The sequence below is a fragment of the Sneathiella sp. genome (genome assembly GCF_036960985.1).
GTDB lineage: Bacteria > Pseudomonadota > Alphaproteobacteria > Sneathiellales > Sneathiellaceae > Sneathiella.
Genome location: NZ_JBALWD010000027.1, coordinates 24,121 through 39,391, shown reverse-complemented (window position 1 = coordinate 39,391; position 15,271 = coordinate 24,121). Strand labels below are relative to the sequence as shown.

At 48.2% G+C, this 15,271-nt stretch carries 17 protein-coding genes and 1 other RNA gene; 6 read left to right on the top strand and 12 right to left on the bottom strand.

The features are described 5' to 3' along the window. Window positions 1–25 precede the first annotated feature (25 nt). Entirely contained in the window at window positions 26–871 is an 846-nt protein-coding gene (dapD, locus tag V7723_RS14545; protein ID WP_335685214.1) for a 2,3,4,5-tetrahydropyridine-2,6-dicarboxylate N-succinyltransferase, read from the top strand. A gap of 33 nt (window positions 872–904) precedes the next feature. Here dapD and V7723_RS14540 read toward each other — a convergent pair whose 3' ends face one another. After that, window positions 905–1,786, bottom strand: a complete 882-nt coding sequence (locus V7723_RS14540) for a DMT family transporter (protein WP_335685213.1) — start codon at window positions 1,784–1,786, stop codon at window positions 905–907. A gap of 132 nt (window positions 1,787–1,918) precedes the next feature. On the opposite strand from V7723_RS14540, the gene dapE reads away from it, so the two are divergent. Together dapE and V7723_RS14530 are read left to right on the top strand one after the other, a co-directional pair. Then, window positions 1,919–3,088 (top strand): succinyl-diaminopimelate desuccinylase, encoded by a 1,170-nt coding sequence (dapE, locus tag V7723_RS14535; RefSeq protein WP_335685212.1) that lies wholly within the window; start codon window positions 1,919–1,921, stop codon window positions 3,086–3,088. Window positions 3,089–3,093: 5 nt separating this feature from the next. Next, a complete protein-coding gene (locus V7723_RS14530; RefSeq protein WP_335685211.1) occupies window positions 3,094–3,672 on the top strand; it encodes a hypothetical protein in 579 nt (192 codons plus the stop codon). Between the two features lie 14 nt (window positions 3,673–3,686). On the opposite strand, the gene truA is transcribed toward V7723_RS14530, so the two are convergent. From truA to def, 3 genes are read right to left on the bottom strand one after another with little or no spacing between them, the layout of a single operon-like run. Then, window positions 3,687–4,424 (bottom strand): tRNA pseudouridine(38-40) synthase TruA, encoded by a 738-nt coding sequence (gene truA / locus V7723_RS14525; protein WP_335685210.1) that lies wholly within the window; start codon window positions 4,422–4,424, stop codon window positions 3,687–3,689. Further along, window positions 4,424–5,347, bottom strand: coding sequence for a methionyl-tRNA formyltransferase (gene fmt, locus V7723_RS14520; protein ID WP_335685209.1), 924 nt, complete (start codon window positions 5,345–5,347; stop codon window positions 4,424–4,426). The genes truA and fmt overlap by 1 nt, the downstream gene beginning before the upstream one ends. 11 nt (window positions 5,348–5,358) lie before the next feature. Then, on the bottom strand, window positions 5,359–5,877 hold the full coding sequence (gene def, locus V7723_RS14515; RefSeq protein WP_335685208.1) for a peptide deformylase: 519 nt from the start codon (window positions 5,875–5,877) through the stop codon (window positions 5,359–5,361). A gap of 122 nt (window positions 5,878–5,999) precedes the next feature. Here def and V7723_RS14510 point away from each other — a divergent pair, with 122 nt between their 5' ends. Then, window positions 6,000–7,124, top strand: a complete 1,125-nt coding sequence (locus tag V7723_RS14510) for a DNA recombination protein RmuC (RefSeq protein WP_335685207.1) — start codon at window positions 6,000–6,002, stop codon at window positions 7,122–7,124. Here V7723_RS14510 and recR read toward each other — a convergent pair. The 4 genes from recR to ffs all read right to left on the bottom strand — a co-directional run bounded on the left by recR (window position 7,121) and on the right by ffs (window position 10,118). After that, a complete protein-coding gene (gene recR, locus V7723_RS14505; protein ID WP_335685206.1) occupies window positions 7,121–7,732 on the bottom strand; it encodes a recombination mediator RecR in 612 nt (203 codons plus the stop codon). The genes V7723_RS14510 and recR overlap by 4 nt on opposite strands. 21 nt (window positions 7,733–7,753) lie before the next feature. After that, on the bottom strand, window positions 7,754–8,077 hold the full coding sequence (locus V7723_RS14500; RefSeq protein ID WP_335685205.1) for a YbaB/EbfC family nucleoid-associated protein: 324 nt from the start codon (window positions 8,075–8,077) through the stop codon (window positions 7,754–7,756). 27 nt (window positions 8,078–8,104) lie between these two features. After that, window positions 8,105–9,925, bottom strand: coding sequence for a DNA polymerase III subunit gamma/tau (locus V7723_RS14495; RefSeq protein ID WP_335685204.1), 1,821 nt, complete (start codon window positions 9,923–9,925; stop codon window positions 8,105–8,107). A gap of 97 nt (window positions 9,926–10,022) precedes the next feature. Beyond that, window positions 10,023–10,118: signal recognition particle sRNA small type (ffs, locus tag V7723_RS14490), an RNA gene on the bottom strand. A gap of 134 nt (window positions 10,119–10,252) precedes the next feature. Between ffs and nudC the strand changes: the two genes are divergently transcribed. After that, a complete protein-coding gene (gene nudC / locus V7723_RS14485) occupies window positions 10,253–11,170 on the top strand; it encodes an NAD(+) diphosphatase (RefSeq protein ID WP_335685203.1) in 918 nt (305 codons plus the stop codon). Window positions 11,171–11,184: 14 nt separating this feature from the next. Here nudC and V7723_RS14480 read toward each other — a convergent pair whose 3' ends face one another. From V7723_RS14480 to V7723_RS14465, 4 genes are all read right to left on the bottom strand, one after another. After that, complete coding sequence (locus V7723_RS14480) at window positions 11,185–12,042, bottom strand: DMT family transporter (RefSeq protein ID WP_335685202.1); 858 nt, start codon at window positions 12,040–12,042, stop codon at window positions 11,185–11,187. 203 nt (window positions 12,043–12,245) lie between these two features. Continuing rightward, window positions 12,246–12,824, bottom strand: coding sequence for a queuosine precursor transporter (locus V7723_RS14475; RefSeq protein WP_335685201.1), 579 nt, complete (start codon window positions 12,822–12,824; stop codon window positions 12,246–12,248). Window positions 12,825–12,906: 82 nt separating this feature from the next. After that, complete coding sequence (locus V7723_RS14470; protein WP_335685200.1) at window positions 12,907–13,767, bottom strand: prephenate dehydratase; 861 nt, start codon at window positions 13,765–13,767, stop codon at window positions 12,907–12,909. Between the two features lie 27 nt (window positions 13,768–13,794). Further along, window positions 13,795–14,547, bottom strand: a complete 753-nt coding sequence (locus tag V7723_RS14465) for a 3-deoxy-manno-octulosonate cytidylyltransferase (protein WP_335685199.1) — start codon at window positions 14,545–14,547, stop codon at window positions 13,795–13,797. 165 nt (window positions 14,548–14,712) lie between these two features. Here V7723_RS14465 and V7723_RS14460 point away from each other — a divergent pair, with 165 nt between their 5' ends. Beyond that, window positions 14,713–15,258 carry a c-type cytochrome gene (locus tag V7723_RS14460; protein ID WP_335685198.1) on the top strand — a complete coding sequence of 182 codons (546 nt, stop codon included), beginning with the start codon at window positions 14,713–14,715 and terminating at the stop codon, window positions 15,256–15,258. Window positions 15,259–15,271 lie beyond the last annotated feature (13 nt).

Sequence of the window (15,271 nt, the reverse complement as noted above, 5' to 3'; positions counted from 1 at the left end):
TCATTCACTTGCTTAAGGAATTACTATGACATTAGCGGATTTGCAGCCTGTCGTCGACGCGGCTTGGGAAAACAGGGATGCCATATCCCCCGCCACCAAAGGCGCAGAGCGTGACGCTGTCGAAGCAACATTGGAAGCATTGGATAGCGGTTCCGCCCGTGTTGCCGAAAAAACCGAAAGTGGCTGGGTCGTTAATCAGTGGCTTAAAAAAGCTGTTCTTCTGTCTTTTCGCCTCAATGATATGGAAATCATCAAAGGCGGCCCCGGTCAAAACTCCAATTGGTACGACAAAGTCCCTAGTAAATTCGAAGGCTGGACTGAAACGAATTTCAAAGAAGCCGGCTTTCGGGCGGTACCAAATTGTGTTGTCAGGCGGAGTGCATATATCGCACCAGGCGCGGTATTGATGCCAAGCTTCGTTAATTTGGGCGCCTATGTTGATAGCGGCACCATGGTAGACACATGGGTAACCGTTGGTTCATGCGCGCAAATCGGTAAGGACGTTCATTTATCGGGCGGTGTCGGTATTGGTGGCGTCCTAGAGCCATTGCAAGCGGATCCAGTTATCATAGAAGACAATTGCTTTATTGGTGCACGTTCGGAAGTCGTTGAAGGTGTGATAGTTGAACAAGGCTCTGTGTTGTCTATGGGTGTTTTCATCAGCGCGTCAACGAAAATAATCAATCGCGATACCGGCGAAATTCATATTGGCCGGGTTCCAGCTTATTCAGTCGTCGTCCCAGGAAACTTGCCCGGAAAACCGCTTCCCGATGGATCTCCCGGACCAAGTTTATATTGCGCTGTTATTGTCAAAACTGTTGATGAGCAAACGCGCTCGAAGACCTCCATCAATGATCTGCTGCGCGATTAAGCCGTCCAAAAACAGGGTGGAGTGAGCTCCACCCTAACTCTTTTGGCGGTTCTCCCGGTACACCAGGTAAAGACCACTGACGCCAATTACCCCAACACCGGTCCAGACATGCGCTGCGGGCAATTCGGCAAACACCAGATAACCCAACATCACCGCCCACAATAGCCCTGTATACTCAAATGGCGTAATCACGCCTACTTCTCCTACCTTGAACGCTCGAATCAGACAGATATTTCCTGTCAAAGATAGAACCGCCATTGCCGCAATTAAACCGATGTGTTCGAGCGGGATAGGTTGCCAAACAAAAATTGAGGCAAGGCCCGTAATAGTCGTTGTTCCCAAGGTCATATAGAAAATTATCGTGAAGGTTGATTCGGTTGTACCAAGCCAGCGACCGATCAACATGATCGCGCAGTAACTCAAACTGGCACCTAAAACCATAAAGGCTTCAATTTCCAAAAGCCCACTTGTCGGCTGCAAAACAATTAGTACACCGGCAAATCCGACAAAAATGGCGCCCCAACGGTGAAGCCCTACTTTTTCTTTGAATATTGGGACGGATAGAGCCGTCATGACAAAAGGGGAGACGAAAAATATGACCGTTGCCTCCGCCAAGGGCAAATGCTTAAGCGACATGAAAAAAAGCAACGGAGCCAAAAGGCCGAAAATTATTCTTAAGCCATGGCCTTTATATTGCTTGGTCCTTACAGATCCAAACCCACCGTGAGTCACCATCCATGTCAACAGAATCGTCAAATTGAACATGCCACGAATAGCCAAAATCTGAATAACGGAGTAATCTGCCTGCACTAGAAACTTACCCACGGCATCCATCGATGACATAAACAAAACACCGATCAGCATAAAGCCGATTCCTTGAATATTCTGTGATTTGATCGGAATTAGGGTTGCCATGGGGAATTCTCTCGCGTGGGAGCATTAGTCTTATCTTGAGCGGAGCGAATAAGCAATATTGTTTGAAGTCATTTTATTGCATTCGTAACCTTCGTCATTGACCGGAGGCCCAAGCGGACGGTAAAGAAAACTATGAATAAAAATAATTCCATTGATGTAATAGCTCTGACACAGGAACTGATGAACTGTCCCAGTGTAACGCCAGCCGACGCAGGTGCACTCAATGTGCTCCAGAAAATGTTGGAGAAAATTGGCTTTACTTGCCATAGGCTTATGTTCTCAGACGAAAATACGCCAGATGTCGATAATTTGTATGCTCGATATGGTAACGAAGCACCAAATTTCTGTTTTGCCGGCCATACCGATGTCGTACCCGTAGGTGATGAAAGCGCGTGGAACACCGGCCCCTTTGAAAGCGTTATCAAGGACGGCGTCCTTTATGGTCGAGGCGCTGCGGACATGAAAGCCGCCGTAGCGTGCTTTGCCGCCTCATCTGCCCGCTTTATCGAAAATTCTGACAAGAAATTTCGAGGTTCCATCAGCCTGCTTATTACAGGTGATGAGGAAGGCCCCGCAATTAACGGAACCCGAAAAGTTCTTGAATGGATGGCCGCAAACGGAGAAAAAATTGATCACTGTCTCGTCGGGGAACCTACAAACCCAACAAAAATGGGTGAAATGGTGAAGATTGGTCGGCGTGGATCTTTTACGGGTTTCTTGAAAGTAATCGGGAGCGAAGGGCATGTTGCCTATCCGCATTTGGCGGATAATCCCATACCTCACCTGACAACTCTGGTAACCGCCTTAAGCGAACTCGAATTAGACACAGGCAGTGCGCATTTTCAAGCGAGCAATCTTGAATTCACCACCATGGATGTTGGCAACACCGCGACGAACGTTACTCCGAGAACAGCCACGGCGACATTCAATATTCGATTTAATACTCACCATAGTCTGGATAGCCTGGAGGCAAAAATCCGTGTTTGCCTTGATCAAACCGCAGCAAATTGTGGGGCAAAGTACGAACTTCTGGCATTGAAAAATTCCGAACCGTTTTTGACGGAAGAAGGTGACTTTAGTGCGCTTGTCGCCGATGCGATCGCAGAACGGCTGGGACGGGAGCCCGATTTATCGACAACTGGCGGTACGTCCGATGCGCGTTATATTAAGAATTATTGTCCGGTCATTGAATTCGGACTTGTTGGACAAACCATGCATAAAGTTGACGAATGTGCCGATGTTGCGGACATCGAAGCCCTCGCAGATATTTACACAGATATTTTAGAACGGTATTTTGCATAAAAATCATGGTGAGTATCAAGGAAATAATCTCGTCGCTATATGGCACATACCGACTCGCGCGCCTAGATCCAGATGCATTGCAATATTTTAATATCTCCGCATCCGGCTTCTATCGATCATTCGCAGCAGTTGTAATAGCGTTGCCGTTTTTTCTGATCGAAAATGCTATCGACTACAAAAAATTCGAAACAGCGACCTCTTTCACACCTTTCTTGATCGTCCTTGGAATTGCCCTTGCTGTCAGCTGGATGTGTTACTTGATCGCTGCGGGTTTCTTTGCCCGCCTATTGGATTTTTCCCAGCAATTCACAGTTTTTGTGATTGTCTATAATTGGTCACAACTTGCATTAATTTTTATTTGGCTGCCGTTATCAGTACTATCGACTGGACTTTTGAATGCCGGGCTTTCCGCTATCATCAGCATACTATTCATTGCCGCGACATATGTTTATCTATGGCGAATTTTACGGATCACCCTCGGTATCTCGGGTTTGCTAGCGGTGGGATTTGCATTTCTTGAATTTATGATCGCCATCTTAACACAGGTTCTTTTCTCAGATTTCCTGTTCACGACGGCGGCGTAAAATTCCGGCTTTCTCTAGTAGTCAACAGCGACCAAATAAAGACCATAAGGCGGTGCATTGGGACCGGCTGCCTGCCGGTTTTTTGCTTCAAGCGCGTTTTGCAGATCTTGCTTCTGCCATTGCCCCGTTCCGATCAGCGATAGACTCCCGACCATTGACCGAACCTGGTTGTGCAAGAATGATCGCGCTGATGTCCGGATCTGTATTTCTGCTCCAACGCGGGTAACCTCCAATTTTTCCAATGTTCGAAGCGGTGACTTTGCCTGACATGCAACAGCACGAAAACTTGTAAAATCATGACGGCCAACGAGGAGCTGCGCAGCCTCGTGCATCGCCTCATGGTCAAGCGGGCGTTTAAATTGCCAAGCCAAACCAAAATCTACGGTGAGCGGCGCCAGGCGATTAATGATCCGATAAAGGTAATGTCGGCCTGTTGCCGAAAATCGAGCATTGAACTCTGAATCGATTTCCTCACATGATGTGATCGCTATCGCCATTGGCTTCAGATGCTGGTTGACGGCATTCATGACTGTCTGAGGATCACGATGTGATAGAAGCGCAAAATTGGCAACCTGACCCAATGCGTGAACGCCTGCATCCGTGCGGCCCGCCGATTGTATACGGATATCTTCACCGCAAAACTTAAACAGCGCCTCTTCAATACTTTGTTGGACTGACACACCTTTCTTCTGGCGCTGCCAACCGACCATGCCTCTGCCATCATACTCAATACCAACCCGATAATTTGGCATCAGGTCAGCACCTCGCCTTTACGAATGGAATGCCCATTTAGAAATACTTTTACGGGCATCGGAGATTTCCCAGCCCGCTGCAAAAGCACAAGTTTGAGCGCACCTTTTCCGCAAGCGATCGTCAGATCATTATCCAAGACCTGCCCGGGTTCACCTGCTCCCTTTACGACGGTTACCTCGAGCAATTTAACCCGCGTGCCATTATGTGTGCAATAAGCTCCCGGAAAGGGACTCAAACCGTGAATATGTCGACAAAGTGCTTCGGCCGAGCGGCTCCAGTCAATAGCCGCTTCCGATTTGGATATTTTTTCAGCATAAGTCACACCCTCATTTGACTGCGCGGCCGCTACCAAGCTGGGGTCCCCCAGACGCGATACTGTCTCCACTATCAAAGTTGCCCCGGCGCCTGCCAACTCTTCATGTAGGCTTCCGGCTGTCGTCTGATTAGAAATAGAAACTTTGGATTCACTCAGAACATCACCCGTATCCAGCCCCTCGGCCATTTGCATTACTGCCACGCCGGCTTCACTGTCACCCGCCATTATCGCCCGTTGAATAGGCGCTGCGCCGCGCCATCTGGGAAGTAGGGATGCATGAAGGTTCAGACATCCAAATCTCGGGGCCTCCAGGATAGCCGTCGGTAAAATTAAACCGTAAGCGACAACGATGGCGACATCTAGGTTCAAATCGGCAAATGCTGTCTGCACCTCTTCCGATTTTAATGACGTTGGTGTTCTTACTTCAATACTACGGGATTCAGCCAGACGATGAACAGGAGAAGCCGTCAGGTTTTTACCTCGGCCTGCCGGTCGAGGCGGTTGGGAATAGACGCAAACTATATCATGGCCCGCGTCAATCAGCGCGGTCAGCACTTGAGAGGAGAAATCCGGCGTTCCCATAAACGCGATCCGTAGTCCCCTCATTACTCGTTCCTTTAACTGGCCATTTTCTTCAATTTCAGAAGCTTGCGCAAAATCATATTGCGCTTCAACGCAGAAATATGATCAACAAATAGAATGCCATCCAGATGATCCATCTCATGCTGGATACATGTGGCCAATAAACCCTCCACTGTCATCTTTTGCGGTTTACCATCTGGATCCAAATATTTAACTTTAATTTCAGCCGGACGTACAACATCTGCATAATGTTCAGGAAGCGACAAACAGCCTTCTTCATATGTCGCGTCATGATCCGAAACCCAGGTTATTTCTGGGTTAATCATAGCAATTGGTTGCGCAGGTTCATCTTGTTGCCTGCCAACCACATCGACAACCAGCAATCGCTTCTGCACACCGACCTGAATGGCCGCCAATCCAATGCCCGGTGCGTCATACATTGTTTCGAACATATTATCGATCAATAGGCGCGTCTCATCCGTGACTTGCGAAACGGGTGCCGAGATTGTTTTCAAAAGCGGGTCTGGCGCAGTATATATTGGCAAAATGGCCATAGTATTCCGATGTCGTTCAAGTTACGATAAACCAAATTCTGGATCTAGGGTCTACCTATTACGCCAACTTGCTTTCGTCAAGACCATTGGCGCCATTGAAGGCCATCACTTGGGAGTATTTTATGGAAATTGTCCTCATTGCAGTTATCGGCATATTGGTTGCTGTGACAGTATTCTTACTTCTGCGCATGAAAAATGCCGAAAAACTGATTGCAATGGCTTCCACCAATAGTGAACATCTCGCCCGGTTGTCAGAAAGCCTCCTTGCCCAACAATCCCAACTAGAAGGGCAATTGAAGCAGATGTCAGCAGATGGTGCTGCGAGTCGGACAGAAATCAATAAAACACTGGCTGAACGGCTGGATACCGTATCCAAACGGTTAGGCGACAGCATTGCGCAATCGACGGAGAAAACCGGAAAAAGCTTGACAGACCTGCAGGCACGACTAGCCGTGATAGATAAAGCCCAGGACAATCTGACGGATTTATCCAATCAGGTTGTCGGTTTGCAAGATATCTTGGCAAACAAACAAGCACGTGGAGCATTTGGTGAGCTTCAGCTCAACGATCTAGTGAAGTCAGCATTGCCGCCTTCCGCCTATGACTTTCAGGTGACGCTCAGCAATGGTCGGCGAGCAGACTGCCTAATAAAACTACCGAACCCACCTGGCTCCATCGTTGTTGATGCTAAATTTCCCCTAGAAAGCTTCCATCTGCTGCGGCAGGCAGAAACGGATAGTGATAAAACAATTGCTTCGCGCGCTTTCACTACCGCGATGCAAAAACATATCAATGATATTAGCAGCAAGTATATAGTTGACGGCGAAACCGCTGAATCGGCCTTACTTTTTCTTCCCTCAGAAGCAGTTTATGCAGAGTTGCACGCAAACTTTCCAGCAATCATGGAAAAATCCTATCAGGCACGAGTTTGGATTGTGTCTCCAACAACGTTAATGGCAACCTTGAATACTGTTCGGGCTGTGCTCAAGGACAGTCAGATGCGAGAACAGGCTGGTGTCATCCAAAAAGAAGTTGGCGTGTTGCTTAAAGATGTTATTCGATTGGAAAGCCGGGTCGATAGTTTAGGACGCCATTTTGCTCAAGCGTCAAAAGATATTGAAGGGATCGAAACGTCTAGCCGGAAAATAACCAGTCGGGGTGAAAAAATTGAAGACCTGCAGCTGGGTGAAGAAGGAACTGAAGAACTAATTGCGCCACCTGCAGAATTACTCAGACAAAAAGATTAATCCTCTCTACTATTCCCCATGGAACGTCGCGACTTCAATGCCGCAGACAACGTCCCATCGTCTAGATAATCCAATTCTCCTCCAACCGGGACGCCATGGGCCAATCGACTAATCTTGATACCAGAATCTTCTAGCCGGTCCGATAAATAATGTGATGTGGTTTGACCATCGACCGTTGCATTTAACGCGAGAATTACTTCCACGATCTGAGGCTCCCGCGCACGTGTCATCAGTCCTTCAATATTTAATTCATCAGGACCGATACCGTCTAATGCCGACAAGGTGCCTCCAAGAATATGGTACCTTCCGCGAAAGGCATCGGATCGCTCCAGAGCCCATAAATCGGAAATATCTTCAACGACACATAACATCGACTGATCCCGTTTCGGGTTGGCACAAATTGCGCAGGGATCAAGGGTATCCAAATTGCCGCAAGTTCCACAAATTTTTACGTTCTCCGCCGCAAGTGCCATTGCCTTACTTAACGGAGCAAGCAGGCTTTCTCGCCGGCTAATTAGATAAAGCGTAGCACGTCGCGCAGACCGCGGTCCCAAACCGGGTAACTTTGATAACAGCTGTATCAGATGATCAATTTCAGAATTACTCATTCAACTACAAATCCGTCCTGCCTAAAACGGCATTTGCATTCCAGGCGGTAGATCTAATCCGCCTGTCATTTCCTTCATTTTATCAGCGGAATACGCTTCTACTTTGGATTTTGCATCTGCATGCGCCGCGACAATAAGATCCTCCATAACTTCTCCGTCTTCTGGATCAATCAATGATGGATCTACACTAATGCGACGCATGTCACCCTTACCGTTCAGTGTAATTTTTACCATGCCGGCACCAGATTCACCTACCACTTCATGGCTTTCCAAAGATTGTTGCATCTCCGCCATTTTGGACTGCATTTCTTTGGCCTGCTTCATAAGATTGCCCAGGTTCTTCATTCGAGATTCTCTCCATTTTCTCGTAATTTAATCAATTTCACCTATTTCGGATATGTCGTGTTCGTCCAGACTGTCAAGGGTAGGCCCGAGATTACGCACTTCTCGGATCGTTGCGCCAGGGAATATGCTTTGAATATTGCGCACCATCGGATGGCTTTCCAAAGCGCTGATCTCGGCGGCTTTATCGTGTCGCCTTTTGTCGGCCAAAGTCGGTGCACCATCAGCATCTGCCGACATTTTTACAGCCCATTTATTCCCTGTAACATCTCGCAATCGAGCACCAAGTTTTGCGGCAAGGTCCGGCGAAGCGCCGGGCGTCGGGCTAAATTCTATTATGCCCTCTTCAAACTTTACGAGACGCATGAAATTGGTGACTTCGGCTTTGATCTTAATGTCCTGCCGGTCAGAAAGAAGATCAACAATATCTTCAAGTGACTGTAATTTCTTGCCGATAACCGTTTCTTCGATTGGCTCGGGAATACTCTCGACGGGCGGTATGTCCACCGCCAGATCATTCTGCGCAACAAGAGACAAATGGGCCCGCGGGCTTTTATCCGGAGCTGATAGTGGAGAAACAGATTGCGGCGCCGCTGAAGCTCCCGAGGACGCAACCATTACCGGAGCGGAACCAGGCGGCGAACTGGGATTTCCGGTCCCTGTGGGTGTCGGAGAGGTATCTGTTCGCCGGTCGAGCTGCTTTGCAAGCTCTTCGGGTGATGGCAAGTCGCTGACATACGCGATACGAACCAGAACCATTTCTGCCGCCGCCAATGACATGGGTGCTTTTCTCACTTCATCGAGGCCTTTGAGCAGCATTTGCCAGGCCCGCGCCAGTACGGGCATTGACAGTCCGGCGGATAATTCCTGGCCTCGGGTAACATCGCCACCGGCCATTGCAACATTATTTGCTGCTTCTGGAGTCACTTTCAAGGCCGTAAGCCAATGCGTCAATTCCAACAAATCCTGAATTATGATGATCGGATCCGCGCCACTATCATATTGAGACCGGAGAAGATTTAAAGCCCCTCGAATCTCGCCAGACATCAACAGCCCCAATAAGTCGAGTATTTGTGTTCGGTCCGCCAGACCCAGCATATCTCGAACCTGAAGAGCAGAAACAGCACCGTCGCCATGTGCAATAGCCTGGTCGAGTAGTGACAGTCCATCACGGACGGAGCCTTCTGCCGAACGCGCAATTAGCGCAAGTGCATCGGGCTCAATTTGTGCTTTCTCTTTTTCTGCGATTGTTGCGAAATAGGCTGCGAGAGTCTCACCATCAACGCGCTTCAAATCGAATCTTTGGCAGCGCGACAACACCGTAACAGGAATTTTTCGAATTTCTGTCGTCGCGAATATAAATTTGACGTGCTCGGGAGGCTCTTCCAACGTTTTTAACAACGCGTTGAAAGCATTCTTAGACAGCATATGAACTTCGTCGATGATATAAATTTTAAACCGAGCAGCTACAGGTAAGTACCGAACGCCATCAATCAATTCTCGAATATCATCAACGCCGGTTCGGCTTGCGGCATCCATCTCCAAAACATCTTGATGACGATCTTCAGCAATTGCGACACAATTCGTACAAACCCCGCACGGCGTAATTGTAGGGCCCCCAGCGCCATCGGCACCAACACAATTCAGCCCACGCGCGATAATGCGAGCCGTTGTTGTTTTTCCAATTCCGCGCGTACCTGTAAGCACAAACGCATGTGCAAGGCGTCCTGAATCCAACGCATTAGATAAAGTTCTCACCATTGCTTCATGGCCAATCAGCTCGTCGAAAGTTGAAGGCCTATATTTACGGGCAAGGACACGATAGGGAGTGCTGGAATTTTCATCTGACATGCGATGATCTTATCAGAGACTGTGCGACAATATCAAAGTTTTAACTGACTTGCATGGACAAATAATCCAATTGGCAATGTCGATATGAGGAGGAAAATAAGAAGACTGACAACAACCCGCGCCGAAACTCGTTGCGGCTGCTTCCTTCCGGATCTGACCGGGTTCGCGAGGAGCACGCCCATCGCCAGCCTTCCAACGCTTATATCATTCAGTTTATCCGGTTTAGCAAGTCCTTTTTCACAGTATTTTGACTTAATATCGGAACAATTGTTCAAAATGTTATCTTGTTAATTGCGATCTCTGAAAACATATGACACTCTGCCGGCCATGATAAAACCTATCGTATTTACTGGCAGCCGCTTGGATCGGGCTGCACATCATCGTTCTGATCCTGAATGGCTGGCCGAGAAACTCGGCGACCCAAGTAGCCGTTTTCTGCCCCTACACGGCTTAAAAGCCCTAATCGATTTGCAGGGTCCGGCTTGCATTGATTGGCGCGGTATCAGCGACGTCCGCGAATACATTGACGCCGGCGCGTCTTTTATCTTTCTCGGAATAGCCGATTTTTCCTGCCATTTCGCCATCGATGTATCGACAATTGCAAATCCGAAGCAGCCACCAATATCTGATTGGGGCAAGTTTATAGATGTCCGCTCTGTCGCTGCCCAGGTCCGGCCAGGAGATGCCGCAGCACTCGCGCAAGCAAGGTCAATGATTGATTGGCATAATCGACATGGATATTGTGCGGTTTGTGGCTCAAAAACTCATCCTCAGGAGCTAGGATATTCCCGTATTTGCTCTGATTCGACTTGTAATGCGACACATTTTCCACGAACGGATCCCGTCGCTATAATGATGGTGACCAAAGGTGATAAATGTTTGTTGGGCCAAGGTATAAACTTCCCATCAGATTTTTTCTCCTGCCTGGCTGGATTTATTGAACCTGGCGAAACCATTGAACAAGGCGTTCGACGCGAGGTATTTGAAGAATCAGGAATTAAGGTAGCAGATGTCCGATATCATGCGTCTCAGCCTTGGCCCTATCCCTCGTCATTGATGATTGGCTGTTTCGCCGATGCCATTAGCGAGGACATCACTGTAGACACAACAGAGCTTGGCGATGCGCGTTGGTTCACTCGCGATCAGGTTCGAGATATGTTGGCAAGTAGCACAAACCCTTCCGGCCTTCGAATGTCTCCAGAAATGTCTCTTGCCCATCAATTGGCCAAGGCCTGGATTGCATAACTTTTCAGCCTTGTTTAGCCAGTGGTTAATAGTATCATCCCGAGCATAATTAATAATGCCCAAGAAATTCGTTGACGAAAATTGCCTTCTCCTAGCAATAGGGTGCCCAACATGACCGTAATCAAAACACTTACTTCGCGTGCGGGAGCTGCATAAACAAGTGGCGTGAAGGTCAACGCAATAAGGAAAAGGATAAACGCCAGGGAATTAAAGACGGCCACGCAAAGTACCGCGATCTTATGGTTTCGCCAATGTTGTCGAACTAACGCGCGGCGGGTGATCGCGTAAGGAGACAAAAGAACAGCCCGGCTAATCGCAGAGGCATAGTCCAAAATAAGTGGTGGAATAGCGAGAACTGTCACCGAATAAGCATCCCACGCAGTATAACTGCCTATTAAAACGCCCGTAGCCAGGCCGAAAACTAGAGACATCGTCAATTGACGGCCGCTGCGCTGATGCCCTCCTGTAAGAAAGAATATGCCGACGATAATAGCTAAACCACCGACAATAATCTGCGGCGTAACAAACTCACCTAGAAAAAGAACGGCGAAGATAACAGACAGAAATGGCCCAGTTGCCCGCGCGGTCGGATAAACAAGAGATAAATCTCCTTTTTTGTATCCTTGCTGTAGTAATAGAAAATACGCCATGTGTATGCCGGCGCTTCCGGCAAGAAATAGCCATTCTTGCACACCGAAAGTCGGCGGTTCCATCCAGCAAAGGATGACAACCAATGGCAGATAAATAATACTGGTCCAAGTGGAAAACAGCCATACCAGTTCAGGCCCGCCGTCAATTCGTTTGACGAGAAAATTCCAGGTTGCGTGGCAACAGGCGGCAGCAAGAATAAGAAGTAACGCAAATAGACTCATGGCAAACACTCGAGCTTCGGGTTGCGGGCGCAGAAAATCGCACCCGTCCATCCCCCCTAGGTTTTTAGTCTTTAAGGTGTCTGCCGATATTGGCGTTACGTAGCGCTCGGTCCAGACCTTAATTCAGCGGAACCCTAGCTACACATAGATAGGTCTTAGCAACATAGCATAGCGGGGAATTTATTAAAAGTTTGGAGCCGTTTTTAGCGGGATGCCGGTGCCAACGTGAGAGGATCAGTAATTTGAATAAGTCCGCGAAAGGGCAAAATCAAAACAGCAACCATGATAAGCTTCGCCGCATAATCTCCCATGGCCCAGGTATGCCAAGGCAGGCCCGTGCCTGCAAAAGCAAGTGAGAAGAATATAAGGGTATCGACAAATGACGCGATTACCGAAGAAGCAATGGGCGCTTTCCACCAGGATTGACGCCGCAATTTATCGAATATTGTTATGTCCAATAACTGGGCTACCAAAAATGCCGAGCCAGAAGCCACCGCGATCCGGGCGTCTGCAATCAAAAGCGACATCAGTACCGCAACGATAAATCCGACACTCACTACTTCACGCGCAAATCTGACACCTAAGGTGCGATTGGTGATATCAGTCACCAAAAATGCCAAGGGATAAGAAATTGCCCCCCAGGTAAACCAATCATTCAGAGGCATCTCAACCAGAATATTAGAGGCCGTGACGACAATCGCCATGGCAACAACACCAATGAGAAGGAAAATCTTCTGCTTTGCGTTCAAAGCATTAAATTCATCTACGTATTTCTGAATCATCTTATTCTATTTCTGTTAGGGCTTAAGCCATTGCAATTTCGGTAGCGCTTATATGCCCGAGTCCCGCAGAAATCAACCTAAATCAAGCGCTATATTCTGTTCGATAAGAATTTTGTGGATAGACGCCGAGAATTTTCAGTTTTGCTGAAAAAAATTGAAGTTCTTCTATTGCGCGAGCCACATGCGCTTCTTCTGGATGGCCTTCAATATCAATATAAAATTGCGCAGCAGCAAAGCTTGCATCTGTTATATAGCTTTCAAGTTTCGTTACGTTTATTCCATTGGTCGCGAATCCACCCAGCGCCTTGTAAAGTGCTGCAGGTTGACTCCGTACTTGAAAAACAAAACTCGTCATGCAGCTACCTGCGCGTGGGTCCGGGTCTTTTCTCTGGCGCGACATGATAACAAACCGAGTTGTATTACCAATGCGATCTTCTACGCGATCCCGTAAAACTTCCAGGCCATAAATTTTTCCTGCCAGACTTGATGCAATCGACGCCTGACTTTTATCGCCCAAATCTGCGATCATTTTTGCGGAGCCCGCGGTATCAGCATGGATAATTGGTTCGATTCCAAGATCGCGAGTTAAACCGCGGCATTGCGAAAGAGCTTGTTCATGGCTATGGACAGCCTTAACGTCCGACAGGGTCGATCCGGGCACGCCAAGTAGTTGGTGCTGAACCGGTTGAAAATGTTCCCCAATAATATACAGGCCCGATTCGGGTAAAAGATGATGGATATCAGCAACGCGTCCACCTAGAGAATTTTCAATCGGAATCATGGCCAATTGCGCACGGCCTTCACGAACAGCCGTCAATGCTTCAGAAAACGTATCGCACGCTATCGCATCCATTTTTGGAAATACTGTGCTGCAAGACAAATGGCCATAAGCACCGGGCACACCTTGAAAGGTAATGCAGTTTTCAGGATCCAAATCGGACATGATCAAAATTCCGTTTCAATGAAGTCCTCATTCAGAGGACGAGGTAAACAACTGGCGCATACGCGCTAAATCCTCGGGAGTATCAACACCAAGCGGCACGGTGTCAACGATGGCCGCATCGATTCTCATTCCAGCCTCTAGGGCGCGCAATTGCTCAAGCTTTTCACGGGCCTCTAAAGGGGCAACCGGCAATGAAACAAAGCGCTTCAATGCATCACGGCGATATGCGTATATTCCAATATGATGATAATGTGGTCCCTCGCCCCAAGGCGACTTAAGGCGGCTAAACCAAACGGCCCGGCCAACTTTGGATCCAGCCGAAAAACTAACAACCGCCTTTACGGCGCTTTCATCTTCCAGCTCTGTCCGATCGATTATCTCCGCCACGAGTGTTGATATGTCTACGCCTGGTGCCGCAAGTGGCTGGAAAACAGCGGAAACTGCTTTCGGATCTAGAGCTGGCAAGTCACCTTGCAGGTTTACTATCGCATCATAACTACCATCAGGATCAAAAATTTCTACCGCTTCAAATACCCGGTCAGAGCCAGAAGGGTGGTCTGCTCGGGTCAAGATGGCTTGTCCGCCAGCAGCTTCCACCACATCAGCGATTTCGCGTTCAGCGCAGGCGACGATGGCTGGGCCGATATCCGCTTCTTCTGCACGCCGCAGGACTTGTACAATCATTGGCAAACCATCTATCTCAGCTAGGGGTTTCCCCGGTAGCCTTGTGGATGCCATTCTTGCCGGTATTACGATTATTGGATTGCTTACAATAGTCACGCTCTTTCTATCTCCGATTTGTTGCTCGCATGCCACAGAATAGCGTTTCCTGTGTTGCTGCATATATACGTCGTGCACTGAAGCAACGAAAGCTGTTAATTTCCCCTCGCTTTTTTTTATTCCTACTGGTAAATGTACCGGCAGGTTTGATAGCTGAGGTCAGCAATGAATACTTTTGAGTTTAATAAAATCGCCGGTGCCGTTTTAGCGGGCGCCCTTATCATCATGGTCGTCAATGAAGTGGCAACACTTGCCATTCATCCGACTTATCCGGAAACCAATGCCTATGCAATTGATACAGGCGATGTTGGTGCCTCGGAAATTGCATCTAAAGATGTCGTAGAAGGCCCGTCTCTAGGGGCGCTCTTGGCCGAAGCGGATATTGAAAAAGGGGCAAAAGTATTCAGGAAATGCGGGGCGTGCCACACAGCTGAAGAAGGCGGCGCCAATAAAATTGGACCAAACCTTCACGGTGTTTTAAATCGTGACAAAGGTGCAGTTGATGGTTTCGCTTACTCCAACCAGCTAATCGCTAAAGGCGGCGCCTGGGGATATGATGATCTTGATGTTTTCCTGAAAAAACCAAGTACTTATATCAAAGGCACCAAAATGGCTTTTGCCGGTGTAAAGAAGGATAATGAGCGCGCCAACTTGATTGCTTATCTTCGTTCACTCGGTAAGGAAGACGTCCCACTGCCACCGGCAGAATAAGCTGGGCTCGGGG